Origin of the sequence: Citrobacter sp. Marseille-Q6884 (genome assembly GCF_945906775.1) — a bacterium.
In the GTDB taxonomy this organism is placed as follows: domain Bacteria; phylum Pseudomonadota; class Gammaproteobacteria; order Enterobacterales; family Enterobacteriaceae; genus Citrobacter.
Genome location: NZ_CAMDRE010000001.1, coordinates 2,844,112 through 2,866,551, shown reverse-complemented (window position 1 = coordinate 2,866,551; position 22,440 = coordinate 2,844,112). Strand labels below are relative to the sequence as shown.

At 50.5% G+C, this 22,440-nt stretch carries 27 protein-coding genes; 6 read left to right on the top strand and 21 right to left on the bottom strand.

Annotated elements, in window-relative coordinates:
• Nucleotides 1–21: 21 nt before the first annotated feature.
• The 12 genes from N7268_RS13610 to N7268_RS13550 all read right to left on the bottom strand — a co-directional run bounded on the left by N7268_RS13610 (nt 22) and on the right by N7268_RS13550 (nt 7,823).
• Nucleotides 22–291 carry a putative phage tail assembly chaperone gene (locus N7268_RS13610; protein WP_048231765.1) on the bottom strand — a complete coding sequence of 90 codons (270 nt, stop codon included), beginning with the start codon at nt 289–291 and terminating at the stop codon, nt 22–24.
• Nucleotides 292–392: 101 nt separating this feature from the next.
• Nucleotides 393–770, bottom strand: coding sequence for a hypothetical protein (locus tag N7268_RS13600; protein ID WP_048231766.1), 378 nt, complete (start codon nt 768–770; stop codon nt 393–395).
• The gene (locus N7268_RS13595) at nt 767–1,276 is read right to left on the bottom strand and encodes a lysozyme (RefSeq protein WP_048231767.1); all 510 of its coding nucleotides are present in this window, start codon (nt 1,274–1,276) and stop codon (nt 767–769) included. Before N7268_RS13595 ends, N7268_RS13600 begins: the two co-directional genes overlap by 4 nt.
• Nucleotides 1,260–1,469, bottom strand: coding sequence for an HP1 family phage holin (locus N7268_RS13590; RefSeq protein ID WP_231586486.1), 210 nt, complete (start codon nt 1,467–1,469; stop codon nt 1,260–1,262). The genes N7268_RS13595 and N7268_RS13590 overlap by 17 nt, the downstream gene beginning before the upstream one ends.
• An 8-nt stretch (nt 1,470–1,477) precedes the next feature.
• Nucleotides 1,478–1,936 carry a phage protein gene (locus N7268_RS13585; protein ID WP_048231771.1) on the bottom strand — a complete coding sequence of 153 codons (459 nt, stop codon included), beginning with the start codon at nt 1,934–1,936 and terminating at the stop codon, nt 1,478–1,480.
• Complete coding sequence (locus N7268_RS13580; protein WP_219371947.1) at nt 1,936–3,459, bottom strand: DUF2586 family protein; 1,524 nt, start codon at nt 3,457–3,459, stop codon at nt 1,936–1,938. The genes N7268_RS13585 and N7268_RS13580 overlap by 1 nt, the downstream gene beginning before the upstream one ends.
• 2 nt (nt 3,460–3,461) lie before the next feature.
• Nucleotides 3,462–4,169: a phage virion morphogenesis protein gene (locus N7268_RS13575; RefSeq protein ID WP_048231775.1), complete on the bottom strand. Its 708-nt coding sequence runs from the start codon at nt 4,167–4,169 to the stop codon at nt 3,462–3,464.
• Complete coding sequence (locus tag N7268_RS13570) at nt 4,142–4,648, bottom strand: phage tail protein (RefSeq protein WP_048231776.1); 507 nt, start codon at nt 4,646–4,648, stop codon at nt 4,142–4,144. The genes N7268_RS13575 and N7268_RS13570 overlap by 28 nt, the downstream gene beginning before the upstream one ends.
• Entirely contained in the window at nt 4,645–5,097 is a 453-nt protein-coding gene (locus N7268_RS13565; protein WP_048231778.1) for a head completion/stabilization protein, read from the bottom strand. The genes N7268_RS13570 and N7268_RS13565 overlap by 4 nt, the downstream gene beginning before the upstream one ends.
• 96 nt (nt 5,098–5,193) lie before the next feature.
• The gene (gene gpM / locus N7268_RS13560) at nt 5,194–5,895 is read right to left on the bottom strand and encodes a phage terminase small subunit (RefSeq protein ID WP_053065173.1); all 702 of its coding nucleotides are present in this window, start codon (nt 5,893–5,895) and stop codon (nt 5,194–5,196) included.
• Nucleotides 5,896–5,903: 8 nt separating this feature from the next.
• Nucleotides 5,904–6,950, bottom strand: a complete 1,047-nt coding sequence (locus N7268_RS13555) for a phage major capsid protein, P2 family (protein ID WP_048231780.1) — start codon at nt 6,948–6,950, stop codon at nt 5,904–5,906.
• A 9-nt stretch (nt 6,951–6,959) separates the two neighbouring features.
• Nucleotides 6,960–7,823 (bottom strand): GPO family capsid scaffolding protein, encoded by an 864-nt coding sequence (locus tag N7268_RS13550; RefSeq protein ID WP_048231782.1) that lies wholly within the window; start codon nt 7,821–7,823, stop codon nt 6,960–6,962.
• 181 nt (nt 7,824–8,004) lie between these two features.
• Here N7268_RS13550 and N7268_RS13545 point away from each other — a divergent pair, with 181 nt between their 5' ends.
• From N7268_RS13545 to N7268_RS13535, 3 genes are read left to right on the top strand one after another with little or no spacing between them, the layout of a single operon-like run.
• The gene (locus N7268_RS13545; protein WP_048231785.1) at nt 8,005–9,786 is read left to right on the top strand and encodes a terminase large subunit domain-containing protein; all 1,782 of its coding nucleotides are present in this window, start codon (nt 8,005–8,007) and stop codon (nt 9,784–9,786) included.
• Nucleotides 9,783–10,811 (top strand): phage portal protein, encoded by a 1,029-nt coding sequence (locus N7268_RS13540; RefSeq protein ID WP_048231787.1) that lies wholly within the window; start codon nt 9,783–9,785, stop codon nt 10,809–10,811. Before N7268_RS13545 ends, N7268_RS13540 begins: the two co-directional genes overlap by 4 nt.
• Before the next feature lie 21 nt (nt 10,812–10,832).
• On the top strand, nt 10,833–11,138 hold the full coding sequence (locus tag N7268_RS13535; protein ID WP_075553269.1) for an ogr/Delta-like zinc finger family protein: 306 nt from the start codon (nt 10,833–10,835) through the stop codon (nt 11,136–11,138).
• Nucleotides 11,139–11,283: 145 nt separating this feature from the next.
• Here N7268_RS13535 and N7268_RS13530 read toward each other — a convergent pair whose 3' ends face one another.
• From N7268_RS13530 to N7268_RS13505, 6 genes are all read right to left on the bottom strand, one after another.
• The gene (locus N7268_RS13530; protein ID WP_048231789.1) at nt 11,284–11,604 is read right to left on the bottom strand and encodes a hypothetical protein; all 321 of its coding nucleotides are present in this window, start codon (nt 11,602–11,604) and stop codon (nt 11,284–11,286) included.
• Entirely contained in the window at nt 11,604–11,927 is a 324-nt protein-coding gene (locus tag N7268_RS13525; RefSeq protein WP_260863298.1) for a hypothetical protein, read from the bottom strand. Before N7268_RS13525 ends, N7268_RS13530 begins: the two co-directional genes overlap by 1 nt.
• A gap of 10 nt (nt 11,928–11,937) precedes the next feature.
• Nucleotides 11,938–14,601 carry a toprim domain-containing protein gene (locus N7268_RS13520; protein ID WP_260863297.1) on the bottom strand — a complete coding sequence of 888 codons (2,664 nt, stop codon included), beginning with the start codon at nt 14,599–14,601 and terminating at the stop codon, nt 11,938–11,940.
• Nucleotides 14,602–14,861: 260 nt separating this feature from the next.
• Complete coding sequence (locus tag N7268_RS13515) at nt 14,862–15,422, bottom strand: 3'-5' exonuclease (RefSeq protein ID WP_048231794.1); 561 nt, start codon at nt 15,420–15,422, stop codon at nt 14,862–14,864.
• Nucleotides 15,423–15,431: 9 nt separating this feature from the next.
• Nucleotides 15,432–15,767, bottom strand: a complete 336-nt coding sequence (locus N7268_RS13510; RefSeq protein ID WP_219371948.1) for a hypothetical protein — start codon at nt 15,765–15,767, stop codon at nt 15,432–15,434.
• Nucleotides 15,768–15,787: 20 nt separating this feature from the next.
• Nucleotides 15,788–16,075 carry a Cox family DNA-binding protein gene (locus N7268_RS13505; RefSeq protein ID WP_231586489.1) on the bottom strand — a complete coding sequence of 96 codons (288 nt, stop codon included), beginning with the start codon at nt 16,073–16,075 and terminating at the stop codon, nt 15,788–15,790.
• A 170-nt stretch (nt 16,076–16,245) separates the two neighbouring features.
• Here N7268_RS13505 and N7268_RS13500 point away from each other — a divergent pair, with 170 nt between their 5' ends.
• The 3 genes from N7268_RS13500 (at nt 16,246) to pflA (ending at nt 18,463) form a co-directional block, all read left to right on the top strand.
• The gene (locus N7268_RS13500; RefSeq protein ID WP_048231841.1) at nt 16,246–16,545 is read left to right on the top strand and encodes a helix-turn-helix transcriptional regulator; all 300 of its coding nucleotides are present in this window, start codon (nt 16,246–16,248) and stop codon (nt 16,543–16,545) included.
• Nucleotides 16,546–16,638: 93 nt separating this feature from the next.
• Nucleotides 16,639–17,634 carry a tyrosine-type recombinase/integrase gene (locus tag N7268_RS13495; RefSeq protein ID WP_048231798.1) on the top strand — a complete coding sequence of 332 codons (996 nt, stop codon included), beginning with the start codon at nt 16,639–16,641 and terminating at the stop codon, nt 17,632–17,634.
• 31 nt (nt 17,635–17,665) lie between these two features.
• Nucleotides 17,666–18,463 (top strand): pyruvate formate lyase 1-activating protein, encoded by a 798-nt coding sequence (gene pflA, locus N7268_RS13490; protein ID WP_260863296.1) that lies wholly within the window; start codon nt 17,666–17,668, stop codon nt 18,461–18,463.
• A 43-nt stretch (nt 18,464–18,506) separates the two neighbouring features.
• Here pflA and N7268_RS13485 read toward each other — a convergent pair whose 3' ends face one another.
• The 3 genes from N7268_RS13485 to N7268_RS13475 all read right to left on the bottom strand — a co-directional run bounded on the left by N7268_RS13485 (nt 18,507) and on the right by N7268_RS13475 (nt 22,440).
• Entirely contained in the window at nt 18,507–19,928 is a 1,422-nt protein-coding gene (locus N7268_RS13485) for an amino acid permease (protein ID WP_260863295.1), read from the bottom strand.
• A gap of 216 nt (nt 19,929–20,144) precedes the next feature.
• Nucleotides 20,145–21,293, bottom strand: coding sequence for an MFS transporter (locus N7268_RS13480; RefSeq protein ID WP_260863294.1), 1,149 nt, complete (start codon nt 21,291–21,293; stop codon nt 20,145–20,147).
• 283 nt (nt 21,294–21,576) lie between these two features.
• Nucleotides 21,577–22,440 (bottom strand): dimethyl sulfoxide reductase anchor subunit family protein, encoded by an 864-nt coding sequence (locus tag N7268_RS13475; RefSeq protein ID WP_260863293.1) that lies wholly within the window; start codon nt 22,438–22,440, stop codon nt 21,577–21,579.

Here is a 22,440-nt window from a genome sequence, read left to right as displayed (position 1 = left end):
CGATAGCCCGAACCCGGGCCGTCAGTTTTTTACTTCGATCTCCAGCTCAGGCACGAACTGTTCGTTCACCTTCGCCGCCAATTGCAGGGGCACTCCCGGCTTTTCCAGCAGTTTGTCCAGTGCCTCTTTGCACTCGGTCGTCACAATACGACGCAGATAATTATGGGACGGCGCCACTTTGTTATCCGGCATCAGCTCGTTGATATACTTGTTGTAGGCTGGCGTCGTTGGTTCAAACTTCAGCTCAGTACCGCAGACAATCAGGGTGATCACATTATTTTCTTTACTCATTTTTCGCTTTCCTTCGCAAAAGAATTTCATTAACAAGAGAATTATGCCGAGCTGCACAAACAGGATAAATGTCCTGATAGCGCAATAAAGCAGTAGCCAAATCATGACCCGTTGTCCCCTGCAGTCGAGGCAGATTTTCGGGACAGCGTGTCAGCAGGTTTTCCTGATAAGGCACGTTCGGCCGTACTGGCGGCGTTGTTGTACATCCTGACAAAATCATCAGTGACGCAGACATTAGTAAACACGGGCTTAACAATCTCGGTGCGGATTTCCACTGGTGTGGCATTTTTCAGTCCCTCGAGTTTTTGCTCCAGTTGCCAAGCTGAATCGGCAGACACCGCCACCAGGTCATCACGTAGCTGTTCTCCGGTGGCTTTGACCGCCTGATTGATGGCCAACTGAACCGAATCCTGATACCAGCCCCGGGCTAACCAGCCGGCGCAAAACCCCAGAGACAGGGTCAAGAAAATCGCTTTCATTGCGCCCCCTTCATGCAGTATGTCCGTTCCCGCTGCCGGCGATTATCCAGCCCATCGCTGCGTACCCCATTAATGAATACCCAGCGCGGCAGTTGATCACAGGCCTGATACCATTGATGGCGTTTCAGGTACGAGACCATTGTTGACCGGCAGACCGCACCGGTTCCCACGTTGAACGAAAAACTGACCAGCGCGTCATAAACCGGCTGCGGCATGCTGACCGGCACACAGACAGCCAGGCGACGTTCGACAGTCAGCACATCATTCACCAGATCCGCTGCTGCCTGCCGCTCGGTGATTTCACGCTGCGGAGCCACGCCAGCGGTATGCCCGATGCCGGATGTCCAGACACCAGCACTGCACTGATACGGCCGCAGCCGGCACCCCTCCAGATTGGCGATTAATGCCAATCCTTCCGGGGACGTTTTCAGCAAGTGAAAATCCGGCATCAGTGCGGCCAGCGCCAGCACCGCGGCCACCGAGCAGGCTTTAACGAGAGATTTCACGGCCCACCTCCGGCCTCAGCCCGTTGTCTCTCAGTAGCAGAAACGTCTTACGGCGGTAGTACCAGTTGACGAATGCCGTGACTGCCACACCGAATACACCAAACCATGTTGCAAACTCCTGCAGCGTCATGCCGCCGAGCGCAGCCAGCATGATGCTGAGCCAGTACGCAATGAAAGAGGTGACTTTATCCATGTCCATCCTCAGCCAATCAGGTTGCGTACATCGTCACTGGACAGGTACGGCACGCCGTTGATCTTGATGAACTCCGGCGAGGTAACGAAGAATTTCGCCTTGTGCGTCAGCGTTGCGCCACCTTTCGGATCGATATCCAGCAGTGAGGTCACTACCAGTTTGCAGCCGAACGCCTCCACCTTCAGTTCTTCATCACCGGCTTTGGCGTACCACATAGCGTCAAACTCAGGGATAGCTCGCCATGATCCGGCACGCGCGGCCATCGGCGTGAGCTGGTCTTTCAGCACCCGGGAAGAAAACTCCACCTCACCGTCTGCAGCCACGTCGCCGGAAACTGATCCATCCGGCACACCGCGCGTCTGCGCTGCAGCCGTGTTGTCGGTGATATCGAGTGAAATTTTGTCAAAGTGGATCAGTTCGCCGGCAAAGTTGCAGTCAACGGACTGACCGGAAATACGGTTCCCCATCAGGCATTACCTCCCTGTAAACTCACATCCAGCATTACTGACGCCTTGATGCCTTTCGGGCAGTCATAGGTGCGTACGACAATGTAAACCTCCACCTGCGTTTTGCTGCGCCAGAGGATTTGCACATCACCATCCTGTGGTGGCATACATTCGCCCGGGAACGTCACGCCCTGAATGCGTACCGTTTTAGACATCTCACGCATAGGACCTGCAAAATACTGCTGATGCGTCGCAATACTGGTCGGCGTGGAGTTCAGCGCACGATCGGAGATTTTCGGGATGGCCAGCAAACGAACACGACGACAGACTTTATCGATAACACGTTTGTTCTCGATGGACTGAAAATCGCCGCCCTCAACATCAAGCGTGACGCCGTCTGCCCAGTAATATCCATCATAATCCGGGTACCACATCGGTACGGAGAAACGCGCCTTGTTCAGCGCCTGCAATGTGGCAAGCTCCAGCGCGATACCGTCCTTATCCACCGGTAGCTTGCCGGTGCTGTTAAGCCCCACCACAGGACCTGTTTTGACGCGTGACGGACTGTCAGCAATGGTGACTGAACGATTACACAGACGACCGACATACACACCCGGCTCTGCACCAAACAGGCGGGGAATCAGCGTTACGCTACTTTCTGCCACACCCTGCTGGTATGCAGTGGCGCGGGAGAGATAGTCTGCCCAGGTCTCTGTAGGCTGAACACCCTGAACGGAAAGATAGACGTGAACCCAGCGCTGCCATTTCGCATTGATGTCAGCAATCAGGCCGCTGGCCAGCGTAATATCTGCCTCACTGGAGATATCGTCACTGACCAGAACACCTTCAACAGAACAGACCGGCTGCGCTGCTTCGGCCGCATTGGCAAACGTGACCGAAGGATCGGACTCATTCAAAATCCACACATAGCCAAACCAGTTATCGCCAGCGTTGCGCATTGCCGCCTGAAGATCCGTTTTCAGCACACTATCGCCACTGCCCAACAGCTGATCAAAGTCAGTTTGGGTATTGACCGGGATAACCTTGTTAGCATTGGGGACGGATGCGCCGTCCGTTCCCTGAGCCACTGTCGCGCCGGCAGCAGAAGTCAGTTTCAGCAAAGGACCCAGATCAGTTCCCGATGATGCTGCACTGGTAACGGTAATGGTTGCGGCCGCGCCGGTGGTCAGCGTAGTCACCTGAAATTTGCTGTTGGCATCATCCCATGTAACCGTGGCCAACGTGCTGAGCTTTGTCTGTAAGGCCGTAGCGACCTGAGCCAGTGTTGTAACCGCAGATAAATCGACTGCAGTAATACTTTTCTCGGTACCATCAATGGTCAGTTTCAGAGCACCGTCACTCACGGCGGTAAATTTGGCAATGGCTTTGTCTGCCGTCGCCAGTGCGCCACCAGTCAGTATCGCTGCAGTAGCCGCGCCACCGGTGGCTTTCAGTGAACCGATGAACAACATCACCCGTTCGATTTCTTTGGTTTCGCCCTGCAGCTGATTAAGCTGATCGACGTCTACAACAGGCCAGGCCATCCTTAACCCCTTATATCCTGTGCATTCACATCCCAGCCGAAACCAATGGCCTGCAGCTGGCGAGCGAGTGCGTTCATAAAATCCGTTTCCCCGATACCCAGAAACTCACGGGCAGGCAGAGTGACGGTCCATGTCTGTTTTGCCGGAGTCCCCTCCAGCTTGCGAATCAACAACCCCGCCTGAGCAGCGCTGACCTTCGACTGAATTTCTTTGTAACCCGGCGTTCGCCAGCGTTTACCGCTGCGCATCTTGAATCCGGCTTTGCGCAGACGCTTTGCCTGTCGCAGTGTTGCCGGTCCTGACTGGCGGCTGCTGCCGGATGACTGACGGGCACTGATTGTCGCCGTCATACCGTTCTGCTGTGCATATCCCACCGTGCCGGCAGGCACTTCGCGTGTGCCGTTGCGGTAGTATCCCCCGCTCAGATAAAGCCTGACTGCATCAATCTCCGGCATTTCCCGGATGCGGATGAGCTTTGGCAAATTGCGCAGCATCTTGCCTCTGCGCTTTGTTTTACGCGGTGCCCATGCAGCCCCTTCTGGTGACTGCTGATTGCGTACGTTCCGCTTTGCTGCTGCCACCAGGCCATATTTCGCCAGCCGCCACAGCAGACGGCGGCGCTTTGCCGGCGGCAGCTCCAGTGACTTCAGCGCATCACGCAGCGCTTTCAGTTGCGTGGGGTTTAACTCACCTCGGATTGCACCGGCCATGTCCCGTTCCCGTTACCGAAAAAGAGTGTGGCTTGTTCAGCCGTCCAGACCGTCGCATCGGCCAGCTTCCAGCGCTGACCGTCCAGCGGAATAGCACCGTCCGCATCTTCCAGGAGATCGAGAGGTTCAGCCATCTGAGCGGTAACCACCACGATGGCCGTTTCGTTATCGATGATTTCCACATCCAGTTCAGGCAGATCCCAGTCCACATTGATGGCATCCATCGCCGTTGCCCCGTCATTCTGGTACCAGGACAGCAGCAGCGCCATAATCAGTTGCGGTGGACAGATACGGTACGGGAAACGCTCCCATGCCAGCGTGGCCGTATATTGCATGATGGCCAGACGGTACTGCCCCGCTCCGAGGTCGCGCGCGGCCGGCACGAAACGCACCTCATCCATGAGGCTGTCAAACCCTTCCATGGCGCGTTCCGGCATGTTGCTTCTTACAAACTCAGTCAGTGACTCCAGCAGGCTCATATGATGGACACTCCCACGCGTGACAGCCCTTTGAGGCTACGCAACGCAAAGTTGGCTTCAGCCAGGAGGCTGTCCCGGGTTTCCTCTGCCCCCGGCTGTGCATCTGTTTTTACCCGGAAAACGCTGGTCCATTCACCCATCAGGTCAGCTTTCGCCCGGGCAAATACCGCTTTACGGTACTGCGCGACAACGTAACTTTCCCCTTCATATGACGGCCCCGAAACGGCAGCGGCTTTAACGATACCCATCCCCGTCCAGTAATCACGACGCGCAACCAGGCTGGCATTGACCTGCGCCATCGCGCTGACAAGAGCATCGGCCACTGTGCCAGCAGCGATATCTGCCGGGATGTTCCGGCTGTCCTGAAAGTCTTTCACATTCAGGTCAGGCCAGAATCCATCGTTAGTGACAGCAATATCCTGATAATCAATTGGCTTGCCGTTAAACATATGTTCTCCCTGGAAAAGACGGCTCAGACCAGGCTCCACGACTATTTAGGCTGATGCCTGTTGTCTCCCCTGCGAGCCGCCGTGGGTCGGTGCTCGTTACAGCGTCAGCTTGCGCCGGCGCTGTGCAATTTTGTCCCGAAGCGTACGAACCTGAATTTGTGGGTACATATCCTGCGCCGCTGCCAGAAACGTATCTGCTTTGGCCAACTGCGCATCATCATCGATGGCAGATGCTAATGGTCTGCCATCTTTCCCGCGCAACAGCTGCAGGCCAGAGAACCGCAGATACTTGGCTTTGACAATCTCGTTGACCGGCCATTCCTCCAGGACACGTTGACTGACGCGTGAAAAGTACGGTTCTACCGCGCGGCCGTTATCCGCTTCACGCTCAGCCCATGCCAGCATTGTATCCGCCACAAAATGCGGAAAATCGCTGCGGATATTTGTCGGTGTGTCCTGCCCCTGTTCAATGGCGAGGTCAGCCCAGTCCAGTGCCAGGCTGAAATCTTCCACGTCGAACAGCCAGATCACACAGTACGAGAACACCGGGTGCAGATGGACGGAGTCGCCTGCAAGATATTCCCGCACATACGGCATCCATCGTGGTAGCAGTTCGTCACGCTTCATCACAATCCGCTGCCCAATCTGCGACAGGCTGCGCAACCGTTGCACATCCACCGCCAGTGCCGTGACCAGCAGATGCAGGCTGTTAGGGGCATTGGTTGCTGCCTCAACGTTACCCGCAGCCATTGCCTGCGCCGCTTCAACACGGCGCTGATGATCACGAAACAGGCTCATAACACCCCTTACGGATTAGTGGTTGTGCCTTTGTCGCCTTCCAGCACGACGTTCGCCGGTTCGATACCCACAAACAGGGTTTCGTCTTCCACCACGTACGCTTCGTTGCGGTAGTAGGAGTCCACCAGGCCTGCCAGCTCATCATCGTCTTTGAAGCCACGACGCATCGAATCCGTCTGGGTATAAATCGACAGGTTAGAGTAAGTGGTGATGACACACCCACGCGCTGGGAACTGTGGAGGAATGACAGCCGGCAGACCACCGAATGACCCCATCAGATCCATTTGTTTCATGGCCGCACGTTCGGTCGGAGTACGACCATGCATCTTGCCGGCAGCATCCGCTTCTTTAGCGATAATGTCAGCACCGACCATCAGTACCAGGTCAGTACGCTGACGGTGTACGGGGTCAAGTCCCTGACGCAGGTCATAAGCAAGATGATCGAGACTGGTATAGTCAGCCGTTGCATCGGTCCCGACTTTGATTTTGTCGGCAGTCTTACCGCCAGTCAGAATATTTTTGGCCAGATTGGTTCGCATCCACTGCAGCCAGCCGGTGTTCACATCCTGCAGCAGCTTGTTGGTGGCCGGATCAGAACTGTCAGCAACAGACGTACCATTCCAGGCGATCATCAACTGGTCGAGTGCAATCTGGCGCTGCACAAACTGCGCATACAGCGCCATGAACTGATCGCCCATACGCGCCCAGGTATCAGCCTGATGCCATGGCACAATCACTCCACTATCAGTAGGTGCGCAGGTGTATTTTGCACCAGCAGGATTAATATTACGGCGGTAGCGGCCAGATGCTTTGCGACCGGTGATGGTCTGTTGCATACCAGAAAAGACCTTTTCCCCCTGAATATCAGTCACCAAAGGCATATTAATCAGGCTCATGAAATCAACAGATTCCTGAACCGCCCCCAGCAGACGCTCTTCCTGTGGCCCGGTAATGGCAAATGATTTACCCGCCAGAATCACGGCTGGATCAGCGCCATACTGTTTGGCCAGAATGTCACGTACCTGTTGTACGAGCTTTTCGGTTTGTGGTTTCATCCCTGTTCCTTACAGCCAGACTTTGTTTTCTTCGCCTGGATTTTCATCCGGTTTTTTGGTGGTGTTCGCGCTGGCCACCTGCTCAAACTTCTGCACAAGGCCATCCAGCTTCCCTTCCAACTGAGTAAACTGCTCGGCCGTGATAACCGTGGTCGGTTTGTCTTCCGGCTTAATTTCCTGCTTTTGAGGATCGGCGGGTTGATTACCGGCACTGAACGCTTTCACCTGTTCCTGAATGCCGGTAATCGCCGCATCCTGCGTATCCATGCGCCCCATCAGCGCATCGAACTGTTCCTTGGTCATTTCGTCCTCGTCCTTGGTTTGAGGTGGGTTGTCTTTGTTGCGGCTGAAGAAGCGCTGGAGGAAGTTCTTCTCCCGGGCTTTGGCTTCTTCGCTAACTTCACTGAGTTCACCGAGAGAAAACATTTCTGCTCCTCCCTGTTCCAGCGCAGATTGCGTACTGCCCATACTAAACATCAGGCGATCAGTACCCAGAGAGGCCGGAATATCTGTAACCGCCAGCCCAAACAAATAATATTTCCCGGTGCCGGCAAAGTTCTCGACAACTTCAATAGATGTAAAAAGTTTCTGCCCGGATTCGTTGGTGGCAATCAGCCAGTCATTTGGCATGAGCTGGGCAAACAATTTGAGAACACCATCCACACGTTCTGCTTTCAGCCCAGCAACTTCACCGTAGTTATAGCTCCACGCTCGCGCCTCAAGTGTGTCGTGGCGTGGCCAGATAAGAGCGGTATAAGTTTGTGGGTTATAGGTATCGGCCGCTTCCTGCAGCCATTCTTCCTTGATTTCGCGTCCGTCCGCTGTTTTCCCTGCGGTAGCAACACAAATCCAGTCTGTGCGTAAACGTGGCATAACGTCCCTGTCCCTTTTCGTCCCTGGACACCAGTAAAACGGAACGAGAAAAGAAATTCACTTAGTGGGATCTCGGGGAGTTTCGCTACGTATTGATAGCGGGACGCAGCGGAATTTAGCGGAATGTAATCTCTTGCCATCCCGTCAGAATGGTCAAAAAGGAACAATAGCCAGAGGGAATATGGCGCAGAAATATTCTGAGGAAATCAGGGACGTCGCCCGCGCCCTGTATCTCAAACGGTGGACACCGCAGGAGATCAAAGAGGAGCTACGGCTACCCAGCGTGCGCATCATCTACTACTGGGCCGAGAAGTTCAGCTGGCGTGACCTGCTGAGCGAGGAAGGTGTAGAGGCCGCATTATCACGCCGTATCCAGGTACTGACAGACCGTGACGGCAAATCGCAGCTCGAGCTGCAGGAGCTGGATCAGCTCGTTGGCCATCACGTAAAACTGCTGGCTCAGCGCGCAAAGCGGGAAGAGAAGCTGCTGCAGCTGCAGCACCTGCAGGAGAGTGGCAAATCATGCGCGGATGGTACCCTCACAGATGAAGGTACCATCCAGCAACGCAAAGGCCGTAAGCGCAAAAATGATGTCAGTGAGATAACCGCTGACAGCTTTAACGAGTGGGTGTCGGTACTGTTTGGGTACCAGCTGACACTGCGCGAAAACCTGCATCAGAAAATCCGTAATGTCCTTAAAGCCCGACAGCTCGGTGCCACCTGGTATTTTGCCGGTGAGGCATTGGAAGACGCGATCCTCAATGGAAAGCCACAGGTTTTTCTGTCCGCATCAAAACGTCAGGCCGAAGTGTTTCGACGCTATATCGTACAGATAGCACATAAATTTCTCGGTATCGAACTGACCGGTAACCCGATACGCCTGAGCAACGGCGCAGAAATGAGTTTTCTGGGAACAAACAGCAATACAGCCCAGTCAGAAAGCGCCAACGTCTATATCGATGAGTATTTCTGGATCCCGAAATTCCGCAAACTGAATGACGTTGCATCAGCGATGGCCACGCATGACCACTGGCGCATCACCTATTTCTCTACACCCAGCTCAAAAGCGCATGAGGCGTATCCGTTCTGGACCGGGGACGAATGGCGTAGGGGTCGCCCGGAACGTAAACACATTGAGTTCCCGACCGAGGCCGAACTGCGTGACGGTGGCAGGCTATGCCCGGATAAACAATGGCGCTTGATTGTCACCATCGAAGACGCGGTAAAAGCCGGATTTAATCTGGCAAATATTGATGACCTGCGTGACCGCTACAGCGGCCCCGCCTTCGACATGCTGTTTATGTGTGTGTTCGTTGACGATAAAGATGCCGTTTTTGGCTTCGACCAGCTGATGAAATGCGGTACCGACCCGGCAATGTGGCAGGACTTTAAGCCAGATGACCCGCGCCCCTTCGGCAACCGGGAAGTCTGGGGAGGCTATGACCCCAGCCGCACTACCGACAACGCCACATTTGTGGTTATCGCAGTGCCACTGTATGCCGCCGAAAAATATCGGGTATTACGAAAATGGGTCTGGACAGGTCTGTCATTCAAGTTCCAGGCCGAGCAAATCAAAAAAATTAAAGAGGCGTACAACCTCACCTACATCGGGATCGACGTCACGGGCATCGGTGCCGGTGTATTCGATATTGTCAGCGCATTCGCGCCCCGGGAGGCCGTACCTATCCACTACAGCGTGGAAAGTAAAAACCGTCTGGTACTGAAGATGATCGACGTGGTTGGCGGCAATCGCATCGAGTGGGACCGGGAAGACAAGGACATCGCGGCCAGCTTTATGGCCATCAAACGCACCACCACCGCCAGCGGTAACGCCATGACGTTCGTCGCTACGCGGTCACAGGAAACCGGGCACGCCGACTCATTCTGGGCGATATCACACGCTATGCAGAACGAGCCGCTGAATACCGAACATAAACGCAAATCAAGATGGATTCTGGGATGAGCAAAAAGAACCGTAAACCCGTAACGGCAGAAAACACCGCGCCGGCGCAGCAGAAAATGAGCATGATCACCTTTGGCAACCCGGAGCGGGCTATCCTCAACCCGCTGGAATATAAACCGGTGTATTACGACAGTTCGAGCCAGTTCTACACCCTGCCAGTCAACCGGCTGGCGCTTGCTGAATTGCCAGATATCAACGGCCAGCATGGTGGTATTTTGCGAGCCAGAACCAACATGATCACCGCCGATTTTGTCAGCGGTGGCGGCATGATGCAGGAAAATATTCAGGCTGCAGTGATGAATCTGCTCACATTTGGCGATGTTGCGTTGCTCAAACTGCGTAATGCTTTTGGTAAAGTGATTGGCCTGCATCCCCTGCCCTCACTTTATCTGCGCCGCGGCAAGGACCAGAAATTTTACATCCTGCAGAAAAGCGGAGCGCTGACGTATGCCGAGAAAGATATTGTCTTTATCAAACTCTATGACACACGTCAGCAGGTATACGGTAAACCCGATTATCTCGGGGGCATCCACAGTGCCATGCTCAACAATGAAGCCACTATTTTCCGACGCCGTTATTACAAAAACGGCGCTCATCTCGGATACATCCTGTACACCACTGACCCGAACATGACGGACGAAATGGAAGATGAGATGAAACAACAAATTGCGGCTGGCAAAGGTGTAGGCAACTTCAAATCCATGATGATCAACATCCCGGGCGGGAAAGAAAAAGGTGTACAGCTTTTACCCGTCAGTGACATGACCGCAAAAGATGAGTTTGTGAACATCAAGAATATCTCGATGCAGGACATCCTGAATGCCCATCGTTTCCCGCCCGGACTGGCCGGGATGATGCCGAACAACAACAGCTCATTCCCGGATATCACAAAAACACGGGACGCATACCAGCGGGATGAGGTTACCCCGATACAAAAACTCATCCGGGACGCCGTGAATAATGACAGTGACATCCCCGCAAGTTTGCGCATTATCTTTACACAATCGGAACAAGTTGATGCATAATGGGGTAAATTTTAAGCGCAAATGAATATTAAATCTGGTGATAGCAAGGAGCGTAAAATGCGGATTAAGTGTCCAGAATGCGGGGCCAGAGCGGTGATTAAATCAACCAATCCCATTCACCCTCAACTCACTGAAGCGTATTGTGCCTGCAGTGACGTGAATTGCGGCCATACATACGTTCTGCAGGTATCGTTTAAACATACTCTCAGCCCCAGCAGAAAATCATTAGATGACTTACTGGTGGGGCTAATTGGCTCACTCGACCCAAAGAAAAAGGTCGAGCTGATGGGAAGGCTGAAGGGACTGGACAGGCCAGCAATGTTATAATTCCTGCTTTGTACGCTCTTCCGGCGTCAAAACGTCAATTTCGATTTATGGTCACCAACGCTGCAACGCAGTCAGCAAAGTCTCTGTTTTGCAGCCCTTGCCAATGATAAGCCCTGGCTTTAATGCAACGGAGCATGGCAGAGTCTCAGGAATTACCAACTGGCGGCTGTGCGGCGTAGAGTTTACGTGCCTGATAAATACATCCATCAATATCAGGTTCAGTGGTATAACGCAGCGCGGCATTATATGCACCCTCCGCGCAATCAATCCATGAAAACCATAGGCTATCCCCTGGCGGACGCATTCTGATTTGATATACAGGTTCGGCGTTATCAACCTTGCAACGTTTCTGTAGCTCGTCTGACAATCTTAACGCCATTCTCGCGAGTTTCTGCACCTCTTCAGGCGATATATTCATTTCAAATGAATATAGGTCAATCAGCCGTTCTTTCGTTATTTCGTCCATTATTTATCCTCGCTAACCTGTGCTGGATCAAACCCCATCCAGCCAACGTTAATATCGTTTAGTGTCGTACTTCCCCCATTAAGCAAATCAATATGATGTTGACATTTCTCAATCATCAATCGGATAAATGTTAAATTCATATTATGGAAAACAACATTTCTGGCCTGCAATGAATTAAAGCTGATTTTATAATCAGTAGATTTAATTAATCCGTCTTCAGGATGCCAGCGAAATAAAATCGCCGGTTTATCTTCATCATCAATGATTTTTTCAACAAGCACCTGAAAACTACCAACCTCATAAAGTTTGCAAAAAATATTCATAATATCCCCATTATTTTTCCCGACTAAATACCCAACAGTAATACGTTTCAGAACGCCGATATGCAGTGTCTTTTCCTTGATTGAACTGTTTGCTGACGTCACTACGCACAGAGCAGGTACGCAGATATTTGCGTTTACTCCCGTTCTTAAGCAGCTTTTTGATATCAACCATCGTAAAGTTGAGGCGCTGCCGGTAGTGCGCGGCCACCTCTTCAAAATGGTTAAAGTTGACAGCAATTTCGTTCGGTTCAGATATGGCGGAGTGGTTCATTCCTGCTGATTCCTGACCGTCCAGGTAATCAAACATTTCCCAGAATTCCTGCACCAGTGGGTGATCCTGATTGAGCGCTCTCTGACGTTCTTCTGCCAGCGTTACTGCGTATTTCCAGGTCTGCTGAATGCGATCAGTAGGTACCGGCACAACCAGTGGCAAAACGGCCAGCATTGCCTGAATTTGCGCGTGATTGAGACTGATACGGTTAGATTTAATGATGCCCTGCGCCTTAAATTGCTGCTGAGCTATAGCCAGATGCTTGTCGTACTCTGCCAGCAGTTCATCAGCCATCGATGTCGCTTTTATCAAAAAACCTGATACTGCCTGAACCGGCATCTGCTCAAGACGTACAGCAGCAGCTGTTGTCTCAGGCGTCTGGCCAGAACGGTCAGTTGCAATATGAATCAGACGGGATAACAGCGCCTCTGAGCCATCAACATCGGCGTTCTGCGCGATGACTATTGCACCTTTGAACGGTGGTTCGTATGTCTCGTTATTGTTGGTCTTGATGCCGAGGGCGCGGGATGCGCGTCCGTTATAGAGGGATTTCAGCTCGTCATAATCAAACGCCCGGAGGTTTTTGGACTTCCCTTCAACCGACTGGCGATCACCTTCAATCAGAACAACAGGCAGATTTGATACCTGAGAGAAGTTACGGCCACGCGCGGCAGCCGTTGATTTCGATGGATCAAAACCCTCGTAATCCTCACGGCCGCAGAGCTTCCACAGAAATTCTATCAGCGTGGATTTACCGGTTCCCGGCTCGCCCACTATCTCAAGGAATGGATAGGACTTATTACGCTGGCGCAGCTGCTCAGCAAAAAAAGACCCCAGCCAGAACGCCAGCGCGATATAGCCTTTGGTTCCGAACGCCGTCCAGATGTCATTAACCCAGTTCGTTTCAAAATCACGCAGATCCACATTCAGGTTTAATGAGGGGGTCAGGCTCAGGCTTTTGATGGATAGCTTTTCAATATCAAAATAGTCCTCCTCATTCAGCGTGAAAACACGTCCTTTACTGATGGCCACATCATTAAATATCCATGCATTATGGTCTTTATTGAACCCGAGCCAGTTCATGGTATTCACCTCTTTGATGTTTTGCAGAGAACGAAAAATGATATCCAACTGCTTAGTAGTGCCGGTAAAGAGTGCACCTTTGGCCATATGCAACAGACGCTTTTTAAACTCTGCAGAACTGGTCAACTGACTGGCGGTAAACGTGCTTTTTACAGTTGGCATATTGGGAGCCATAACACGCAGGTAATACCACGCCTCATCGGTGGGTTTTGATACCTGGTAATACAGCGGTTGCATCACGCAATTCGCGATTTCTTCAAGGCTTCCCGATTCCTTAATGGCTTTTTCTTTGGCAAGTTCCTCGTCAAATATCCCCTCCAGCTCCTGTATGCGGTCGTATGCCCTGGAGTATTTTTCAAAGTCCAGTTCAAACCAGTAAGTGCGAAAACCAAAGGTAAAATAAAAGCTGCGCCAGCTGTTATGGTTGTACATCTCCAGCGCCTTCGCTGCCGGGCTTTCTGCCAGTAGTAGACGTCCGTAATGGCGATACTGGGTAATATTGTGTGGTTCTAGCCGTTCACGCAGATGCAGGTCATTCCAGTCAAGGGATGACCCATTTTCCGAAGGCAACGCTGCAGAGACTTCCCAGCCAGCATCCCGGGCGCGACGTGCAAATTTTATGATATGGCTGCGACCGGCTTTATCATCATCAAATGCCCATACCAGCCGTGGACGGGGCTTATCGCCGAGGATTTCAGTCAGCATATCGAGCAATGCCTTCGGATAATTAACGCTGCTGAGGGTGGCCACTGCGGCCTTTCCCGCTTCATTAAGCGCAATGGCATTAAAAATACCCTCGGTGATCCAAATCTCTTTCTGCCCGGACAAATCCAGACCGGGATATTCCCACCAGTAGCCAGCATAATTACCAATAAAATTGGCTTTCTGGTTAAAACGGTCTGGTTGATCAATGATGCGCTCCCAGCCTCTGCCGTTCGCCAGCTTAAATTTCACCGTGGCGCTGCCGAGACCATTCTTGAGGAAAGTACCCTGGGTATAGCAACCAGCCAGTTTCGTAGTATCCAGTCCCCTGGCTTCGCGGAGATAGGCTTCTGCAGTGGCATTTGGTGTTTCGGGTGTGGGCTGATAACGCTTTGACCAGTCCTCAAAAATGTCCCGGTACAACTCTTTGACCAGTATTTCTTTACCGCATTTATTCTCGCGGCCACACTTCAACATCCAGGGCTTTTCGATACTGGTAAACAGTTCTTTCTTGTGACATGCAGGGCAAACGCCCTGCTGTAAATACTGTTCACGTTCTTTAAAGGAGAAGTCATTAATTAACCGTCTGACAACTTCCTGTTGAATGGTGACGTTCATAGAAATCCCAGTAATTAAAGCAGCCATCAAGGCAAAAAGTTATATTCTGAATTGCTTGTTATAACGTTCATGGGTCATTAATTCCCAACTTTTACCATCATCTTTACTGAGCAAGCGCCAGCGCAGAGATACATTCATCTTTATATAAAAATGTGGTTTAACAAGCTGATAATTCTTTTTGCCGCTGTAATATTCGCTTAGCAGAGTGAACGCTTTATTTATGACACATTCACTTGCATGAGAGGTCACTGTGAGCATAGTTATTTCACACTGGCTATTTTTATAAGATAAGCATACACATAAGAGACTATTTTTACGTTATGTATTGCATGATTATACGCATTGCGAGTGAAGGTATACGGAATAATATTATCCATATTAAGCCCCAGCGTCGATGCCAGTTCAACAACAGTAATAACAGATTGCTCATTACCGTAAGAGAAACACGGCCCTGCAAACTTATTCAGGGCGTGACGCAATACCGAACTGTGAAGCGACGGGCACCCGTTCCATAGCTTAACAGCCGATGGTTCAGCATTCTCACTGACAAACGCGTAAAAATCACAGATGGCTAATTCTAAATCCTGACAATCCTCATCAAGCAACTGACAACGTATTTCAGAAGACTGACGCAACCACCACTCAATAGCCTCCGCACTGACTGTCCCGCCGTTGCTCATTGCATCTTCCAGACTGATACGGCGATAAAATGTTTTACCAACTTCCCCCGTTTCTGGATTAAAGAAAATCGCTGCGATAGCTGTAATTGCTGCAGTGGATTTATCATCCATTGCTTCCAGGTCAATCATTAAATGTTTCATAGTATTCCCTTAACGTTGAACAGCAGTAAGTGGTTTAAGGTTAGAATTGTTTTTACGTATTTCACCGGAGGCCAATGAAGAAAGCGCCGGAATATTATGTTCAGTCGGAATGTCACCTTTAAACGCCATCAGGGTAATTTTATGCAATTCCTCGAAATCAACCGTATCGTTATTGAATCGTGCCGTTGCTGAAATCCCCTCCAGACATTTAGCTAACTGGAGGTTTAATTCCATTAACTGAATACCGTCACTGTGGACAGAATAATTTTCTTTTTCGATTACCGTTACCTGAGCCTGATAGCTCTGCAACAAATTACGAATAAGCGTGGCATATTTTGTTTTCATGATGTTATCCAACGATGATTTTATTTATGCGTTGATTTGCTATGGCTGATACGGTTTTTCCAGTTATGCCACTCTGCCGGAGCCTGCTCTACAAGATGGGCAGCGTATTTGTTCCATTCCTCAAGATTTATCCATAACTCAGCATTGCCGTTCGGCTTTTGCGGATCTGACATGTAGAACGCCGGCAGCTTCCCCTGTTTGGCCATCTCAACAACTGCCTTCGGTGTTTTGCCAATAGAGGCTGCAAACACCTCCTTCGATACCAGGGCGGCAACGTTCGATAAGTTCAGTGCAGTTTCCTCGGTCACATCCTTCGTTCTGCGGCGAGTTTTCGATCCCTCAATCGGCGGTTTAACCTGCGCTGGCGATTCTGATTTACGAGTCAATTTGGTATTCTCCAATTGTTTACCTAGAGCCAAACTAAGCCACACAAGGCTAAATATGGAACTTTTGTATATAATTGGAGATTATGGATTTTATGTCAATAGCCCAGTCTGAAAAATTAAAGCTCATTCGTGAGTCAGAACGAATGAAAACCAAGGAAGTTGCTGATTTAATTAATATTAATTACACAACCTATCATGGTTACGAATCTGGAAAATCTAAGATGCCCCTAGAGGCTGGAATGAAGCTTCTTAAACATCCTCGTTTTCGAAAATACCGCGACTGGTTTCTGTTCGATGAAACAGATCCCGCATCCGGGCAAATCGCACCGGTTCTCGCACACTCTGGGCAAGACGAAACAACCTTGCAGCACTCAGGCAAAAAGATTGGCTAAGCATTCACGCCGCTTATCTATGCAGTAAATGTACGGTTACCTTTTGTCATGAACAGAAACAAGACGTAGAAACACGCATCATCGGAGGGCTTTATGTCTGTTAAAAAGCTTGATGATGGTCGATATGAAGTGGACGTAAGACCGCAGGGTGCAGATGGAAAACGTATCCGACGGAAGTTTAACACCAAGGGTGAAGCCCAACTCTTTGAGCGTCACATCCTGGTTAATTTTCACAATAAAGATTGGCTGGAAAAACCTGCAGACCGGAGAAAGCTGAACGAACTGCTGGACTTATGGTGGATCTATCATGGAAAACTGCATGAGCGAGGCGACATTGAGCGCGGCAGGTTAACCACAATTCTCAACCGTTTTGCAGAAATGGGTGTATATCGTGCGGACCAGCTAACGAAAAAGGCAATTATCGACTACCGCGTCATACTGATGGGTGAAGGTTTAAAGCCGGCTAGTGTGAACCGACATGTGGCGATATTAAGCGGTCTATTCACCAAACTGATTGATGCCGGTGAATATCATGGCCATAACCCCATGCGTGAAGTGAAGCGCCTGAAAGAAGCTGAAGCAGAAATGGCATTTCTGACTGATGATGAAATTCAGGAACTGCTGGCCAGACTCGATGGAGATGAGCTGAATATTGCTCTGGTCTGCCTGGCTACTGGTGGACGATGGGGAGAGGTATCCCGTTTGAAGGCTGAGCATATTATTCAAAACATGGTGACGTTCATGAAAACCAAGAACGGCAAACGGCGAACTGTTCCTATCTCTGCAGAGCTGGCTTTACGTATCAAGGGAAAGAAATCCGGGCTTTTGTTTAAAGCCAAGTACAGCACAGTCCGTCGAATCCTGAAGGAAGTAAAACCGGATCTACCTGATGGGCAGGCCGTTCATGTAATGAGGCACACATTTGCCACACATTTTATAATGAATGGAGGTAACATAATCACATTGCAACGCATACTTGGGCATTCGACCATCCAGCAAACAATGGTCTATGCGCACTTTGCCCCTGATTTTTTACAGGACGCAATCACCCTGAATCCGGTGTCCAGAATGTCCATAATGTGTCCATAAACCAGAGTTAACTAGAGTTACTTAAAGCGATATGAGCAACTTAACCCATTGTAAAGATACAGAAAATACAGCAATCACTGCACCTGAAAAGGCAGTTATTGGTCGCATTCACTCCTTTGAATCCTGTGGCACCGTAGACGGCCCAGGTATCCGTTTTATTACTTTCTTCCAGGGCTGCCTGATGCGCTGCCTGTATTGCCATAACCGTGATACGTGGGATACGCACGGCGGCAAAGAAGTGACCGTCGAAGAGTTAATGAAAGAAGTCGTGACCTATCGTCACTTTATGAACGCATCCGGCGGTGGTGTAACGGCATCCGGCGGCGAGGCCATTCTACAGGCTGAATTTGTTCGTGACTGGTTCCGTGCTTGTAAGAAAGAAGGTATTCATACTTGTCTCGATACCAACGGTTTCGTCCGCCGTTACGATCCGGTAATCGATGAACTGCTGGAAGTGACTGACCTGGTCATGCTCGATCTCAAACAGATGAACGATGAAATTCACCAGAATCTGGTGGGTGTATCTAACCATCGTACGCTGGAATTTGCGCGCTACTTGTCCAACAAAGACATCAAAGTGTGGATCCGCTACGTCGTCGTTCCTGGCTGGTCTGACGATGACGACTCCGCACACCGCCTGGGCGAATTTACCCGCGATATGGGCAATGTCGAAAAAATCGAATTGCTGCCGTACCACGAGTTGGGTAAACACAAATGGGTGGCAATGGGTGAAGAGTACAAACTGGATGGCGTGAAGCCGCCGAAAAAAGAGACCATGGAACGCGTGAAAGGTATTCTTGAGCAATACGGTCACAAAGTAATGTATTGATCCTTCCGGTGGGTAACTTATCCGTTACCCACCCTATTTCGTCTTATCGCCCTCTTCTCGCCAGCAGCGGGAAAATTAAGCCCAATCCGACCAGCACAAACGGTGTTGCTATATTCAGCGCCAGCTGGAATGTCCACTCAGGCGTAAACGCTTCCATTTTTGGGAAAATGCCGGTAATACAGGCAAACGCAGTAAAGACAAAACACCATACCCCGACGGTTAACGCCAACGTCTTGTTACGGATAAAAACATATTCTGGCTTATATTTCTGCGCCAGACGAATGACCGCAATAAACGCCACAAACACCCATAAATAACGCAATGGCATAACAACTGAGTTAAGATTCAGCAACCATTTATACAGATTGTTCATGTCACCAATTCCCAGCGTCGGCAACATAATCAGAATCGCCACTAACACCAGCGTCAGTATATAGCCGTTCACCGGCGTACCCGATGCATTCGTACGGCACAAACGGGCAGGAATATACTTGTTATCTGCATCACCCAGTAAAACTTTAAGTGGCGCATCAATTGAAAATACTAAAGCGGCAATCTGTCCCAGCGTGTTGGCTATCGCGTAAATAACCATCAGCGAGTTGCCCATACCATAATATTCGCCAAGTTTCTGAAACGCGTAATACTGACCATTGGTCATTAAATCATCAGGAATATGCTGGGAATCAAACATCATTCCCATTGCCAGCGATCCAAGGATTGCGCACACCGCCACCATGACAGCCAGGACAAGCATTCCTTTCGGGAACTCCCTGCCCGGGTTACGTGTCTGGTTGACATAAGGCGAAATTTTCTCGGCACCACCGACCGCAAATACCAGCATTGAGATCGTCGTAATATAAGTGAAATCAATGTGTGGAATGAACGATTCCCAGGTGATATTTGTCGTGGCCATCTGAACATCGGTGATTGCCGGCGCGGTTACCGCCATCACAACATACAAAATAGACATCACGAACATCGCGATACCCGCAACGGAACCGACGATTTTCAGCGACTTCATGCCACGGGATGCTATCCACATAAAAAAGATGAACAGTACCAGCGTCAGTCCCTGTAACGCCACTACGGTGTATTCCTTAATTAAAGACCCATCTCCCTTCAGTGCCCATCCGAGCGCAATCAGAATAGCCTGCGGCTTCTGTGCCAGATAAGGGATATGCACAACCCAATAAGTCCATGCGGCAAGATAAGCCAGCCCGGGACCCATGGTGTGTTTAATCCAGGTACTGACACCACCTTTGCCATCTTTAAACGTTGAACCCAGTTGTCCGACGATCAGCGCGTAGGGAATAAAATAGAGCGCAAAAATAAAGATCCACGAGGAGACAACGACCAATCCCTGATTAGCATAGTTGTTAACAACGTTGCCAAATCCCCAAACTGTAATAAACGACATCAATGCGATGTTGTACCATCGCAATTGTTTTTCCTGCACACCCGCCATGACGCGATCCTTCGTGGAAACTATTTTGATTATGAATAAAATGAGGCGAAGGATTATGCGCGGTAAAATGAGGGAGCGGAAATAGCAGAGTGCAAAACTATAACCTTCTGCACAGTTTATTTTTCAGGAAAGGCGGTGGATTATCAGAGGCAATAGATTCTCATAAAACGTCCAGTGACGTATACACGGGAACCTGTTGCCTTCGATGATTAGAACTCAGATATGCGCCACGGAATTCGGGGTGCGCCCAGTTTTACGCAACAACATCAGCAAATAAATAAACGATACGCTGGCAATCATGATAAATAACAGGCTATCCGAGTAATTCTGCATCAGCATCGCTGTAAATGACGGCCCCAGCAAACTGCCCACGGTATAACTTAATAGCAATGCCTGATTCATGGCGACCAGTTGATGATGTTCCACTTTTTCACAGGCCCAGGCCATCGCCACCGGATAGAGGGTAAAACCCGCCGCGCCCAGCATGAACAGCGCTGGTGCCATTGCCGCCTGATTCAGCATCGCAATACTGCCGAGGATCACTACAAATACCTGAACACGGAGTACTAGCAGGCGACCCAACTTGTCCGCCAGCCGCCCGATCGGCCATTGCCCCAGAATACCGGCACTGACCAGAACCGCCATCCAGAAACCAATACTGGCATTACTGACGCCCTGATGGTTGAGGTAAAGCGGCATCAAGCCATACAAAGAACCCAGCACAATGCCCGAGATAATGCAGCCATTCACGCCCAATCGGGCTTGTCGAAGTTTTAGCATTGATACAATCGGGGTCGGGTTATGATCGTCTGGTTGCTGATTCACGATCCGCGTAAACAGCAAAGGTAAAATGCCCGCCAAAACGATCCCCGTGACCCACGGCAAAACGTTCATTAGCTCAGTCGAGACTTTACTGACCAACAGCTGCCCTAAAAACGTCCCCACGTAATAGACCATCATATAAGCGGCAAGTAAGCGTCCACGATTGCGCGAAGTCCCGCTGCACATCAACGCGCTTTCCACCACCACCCAAATCATGGCGCAGCCGACGCCCGCGATAAAACGCCAGCTCATCCAGCTCCAGAAACCGACCATGACGCCTAACCCGACGCAGCCTGCGGCGAAAATGAGCGATGCGATGTAGTAGCTGCGGTTAAAGCCAAGGTGTTTAATTAAATACCCGGTTAACAACGTCCCCACCAGGTTTCCGGTGAAATAAGACGAGCTAACAATCCCCACCTGCCAGGTTGGCAGATTTTCATGGGCGAGCCAAAGCGGAACGAGCGTGTTTAAAACGGCGATCGCTAAAGTCAGCAGAAGCAGCCCGCACAGCAACAGCATGACGGGTCGGGTGTAGGTGGACATGAATAAAAACCGTGAGGAAGTTCAAATTTCATGCGCATCATGCCACTGCCAAAAACATTGTCAATCGGCGTAATTAGAGCGCTGAGGTGCTTTCGGGACTATCGATTTGTATTACTGATTCTTAACGTGAATGGATAAAAAAGAGAAAAGGACATCTGTTTGTTTTAATTGATCTAAAACAAAAATGTCCCGCTGCGTTCAGTTGAAAAATTTCATGGATGAACCGCATTTTTTATTCACCGGATGGCGCGGGAATACCCCCTCACCATCCGGTATTTTCATCTTAACTGGCAACCGCCATGCCAACGGTCATGTGCAGACCGTAGAACACACCGCGACCAATCAGTTCGCCCACCAGCAGCAGAATAAAGGCAACAGAAAGTAGCGGTATCGCAGGCTGGTAGCCTTTCACTTGCGGCACAATCCAGAAGCACAGTGCTAAAGCCAGTGCCACAATACGCCATGCCATCAACGAACCATAGTCTGGTACCAGCGCAGACGCCTGTTGAATCGAACTGTGGATAGTAGCCAGTTCAGCTCCCTGCATGACAGACATGATACCGCTTACGACCAGCGCAAGAACGGAGATCGCAGGCAGCAGACGCATTGCCCACCCGTCAATCCCTGCCACGCGCAGGAGCAAATAACCGAGCAACGGCCCGCCCATAAACAGCGTCAGGAAGAAACCGATCGGGGTCCAAACACTGTACCAGGTTGGTACGGTATCAATGGTGTTATACACACGCACCATCATCCAGACGAAAAGCACGCCCAGAACCATGGTGGCGCACAACCACAGATTACGCAGCGCTGGCGACATTTTTTTCATCATCGCCAATAACCAGCCAATCCCCCCCACGGCAAAAAAGATCGAGCCGCTGGCGATTTCATTACTCAGCGAAGAAGCGCCTACGCGGTTAAGCGAGTTAAAGGCACGCATCGGCGAGCCCAGGTGCAACATCGAGGCAATAAAACCGATACCCATCAGCACCCACAGCCCAAACATGCAGGCAATCACACGCTGTTGTGATTCAGCGCGTAACTCCCCTTTCATCAACGCAAGCGCCAGGACAATAAAACCACCTACCACACACTGTCCGAAAACAGTGAAGATCATCAGCGGCCACTCATGCCATCCACTTCCCAT

Excerpts from the sequence above, each read along its gene's own strand:
- N7268_RS13540 (WP_048231787.1), top strand. The coding sequence starts at position 9,783 with ATGAGCAAAAAGAACCGTAAACCCGTAACGGCAGAAAACACCGCGCCG.
- N7268_RS13500 (WP_048231841.1), top strand. The coding sequence starts at position 16,246 with ATGTCAATAGCCCAGTCTGAAAAATTAAAGCTCATTCGTGAGTCAGAA.
- N7268_RS13570 (WP_048231776.1), bottom strand. The coding sequence starts at position 4,648 with ATGAGCCTGCTGGAGTCACTGACTGAGTTTGTAAGAAGCAACATGCCG.
- N7268_RS13510 (WP_219371948.1), bottom strand. The coding sequence starts at position 15,767 with ATGAAAACAAAATATGCCACGCTTATTCGTAATTTGTTGCAGAGCTAT.
- gpM (WP_053065173.1), bottom strand. The coding sequence starts at position 5,895 with ATGAGCCTGTTTCGTGATCATCAGCGCCGTGTTGAAGCGGCGCAGGCA.
- N7268_RS13515 (WP_048231794.1), bottom strand. The coding sequence starts at position 15,422 with ATGAAACATTTAATGATTGACCTGGAAGCAATGGATGATAAATCCACT.
- N7268_RS13590 (WP_231586486.1), bottom strand. The coding sequence starts at position 1,469 with ATGGATAAAGTCACCTCTTTCATTGCGTACTGGCTCAGCATCATGCTG.
- N7268_RS13545 (WP_048231785.1), top strand. The coding sequence starts at position 8,005 with ATGGCGCAGAAATATTCTGAGGAAATCAGGGACGTCGCCCGCGCCCTG.
- N7268_RS13565 (WP_048231778.1), bottom strand. The coding sequence starts at position 5,097 with ATGTTTAACGGCAAGCCAATTGATTATCAGGATATTGCTGTCACTAAC.
- N7268_RS13485 (WP_260863295.1), bottom strand. The coding sequence starts at position 19,928 with ATGGCGGGTGTGCAGGAAAAACAATTGCGATGGTACAACATCGCATTG.
- N7268_RS13520 (WP_260863297.1), bottom strand. The coding sequence starts at position 14,601 with ATGAACGTCACCATTCAACAGGAAGTTGTCAGACGGTTAATTAATGAC.
- N7268_RS13530 (WP_048231789.1), bottom strand. The coding sequence starts at position 11,604 with ATGGACGAAATAACGAAAGAACGGCTGATTGACCTATATTCATTTGAA.
- N7268_RS13495 (WP_048231798.1), top strand. The coding sequence starts at position 16,639 with ATGTCTGTTAAAAAGCTTGATGATGGTCGATATGAAGTGGACGTAAGA.
- N7268_RS13555 (WP_048231780.1), bottom strand. The coding sequence starts at position 6,950 with ATGAAACCACAAACCGAAAAGCTCGTACAACAGGTACGTGACATTCTG.
- N7268_RS13580 (WP_219371947.1), bottom strand. The coding sequence starts at position 3,459 with ATGGCCTGGCCTGTTGTAGACGTCGATCAGCTTAATCAGCTGCAGGGC.
- N7268_RS13525 (WP_260863298.1), bottom strand. The coding sequence starts at position 11,927 with ATGAATATTTTTTGCAAACTTTATGAGGTTGGTAGTTTTCAGGTGCTT.
- pflA (WP_260863296.1), top strand. The coding sequence starts at position 17,666 with ATGAGCAACTTAACCCATTGTAAAGATACAGAAAATACAGCAATCACT.
- N7268_RS13475 (WP_260863293.1), bottom strand. The coding sequence starts at position 22,440 with ATGGGAAGTGGATGGCATGAGTGGCCGCTGATGATCTTCACTGTTTTC.
- N7268_RS13535 (WP_075553269.1), top strand. The coding sequence starts at position 10,833 with ATGAATATTAAATCTGGTGATAGCAAGGAGCGTAAAATGCGGATTAAG.
- N7268_RS13575 (WP_048231775.1), bottom strand. The coding sequence starts at position 4,169 with ATGGCCGGTGCAATCCGAGGTGAGTTAAACCCCACGCAACTGAAAGCG.
- N7268_RS13600 (WP_048231766.1), bottom strand. The coding sequence starts at position 770 with ATGAAAGCGATTTTCTTGACCCTGTCTCTGGGGTTTTGCGCCGGCTGG.
- N7268_RS13585 (WP_048231771.1), bottom strand. The coding sequence starts at position 1,936 with ATGGGGAACCGTATTTCCGGTCAGTCCGTTGACTGCAACTTTGCCGGC.
- N7268_RS13550 (WP_048231782.1), bottom strand. The coding sequence starts at position 7,823 with ATGCCACGTTTACGCACAGACTGGATTTGTGTTGCTACCGCAGGGAAA.
- N7268_RS13610 (WP_048231765.1), bottom strand. The coding sequence starts at position 291 with ATGAGTAAAGAAAATAATGTGATCACCCTGATTGTCTGCGGTACTGAG.
- N7268_RS13480 (WP_260863294.1), bottom strand. The coding sequence starts at position 21,293 with ATGTCCACCTACACCCGACCCGTCATGCTGTTGCTGTGCGGGCTGCTT.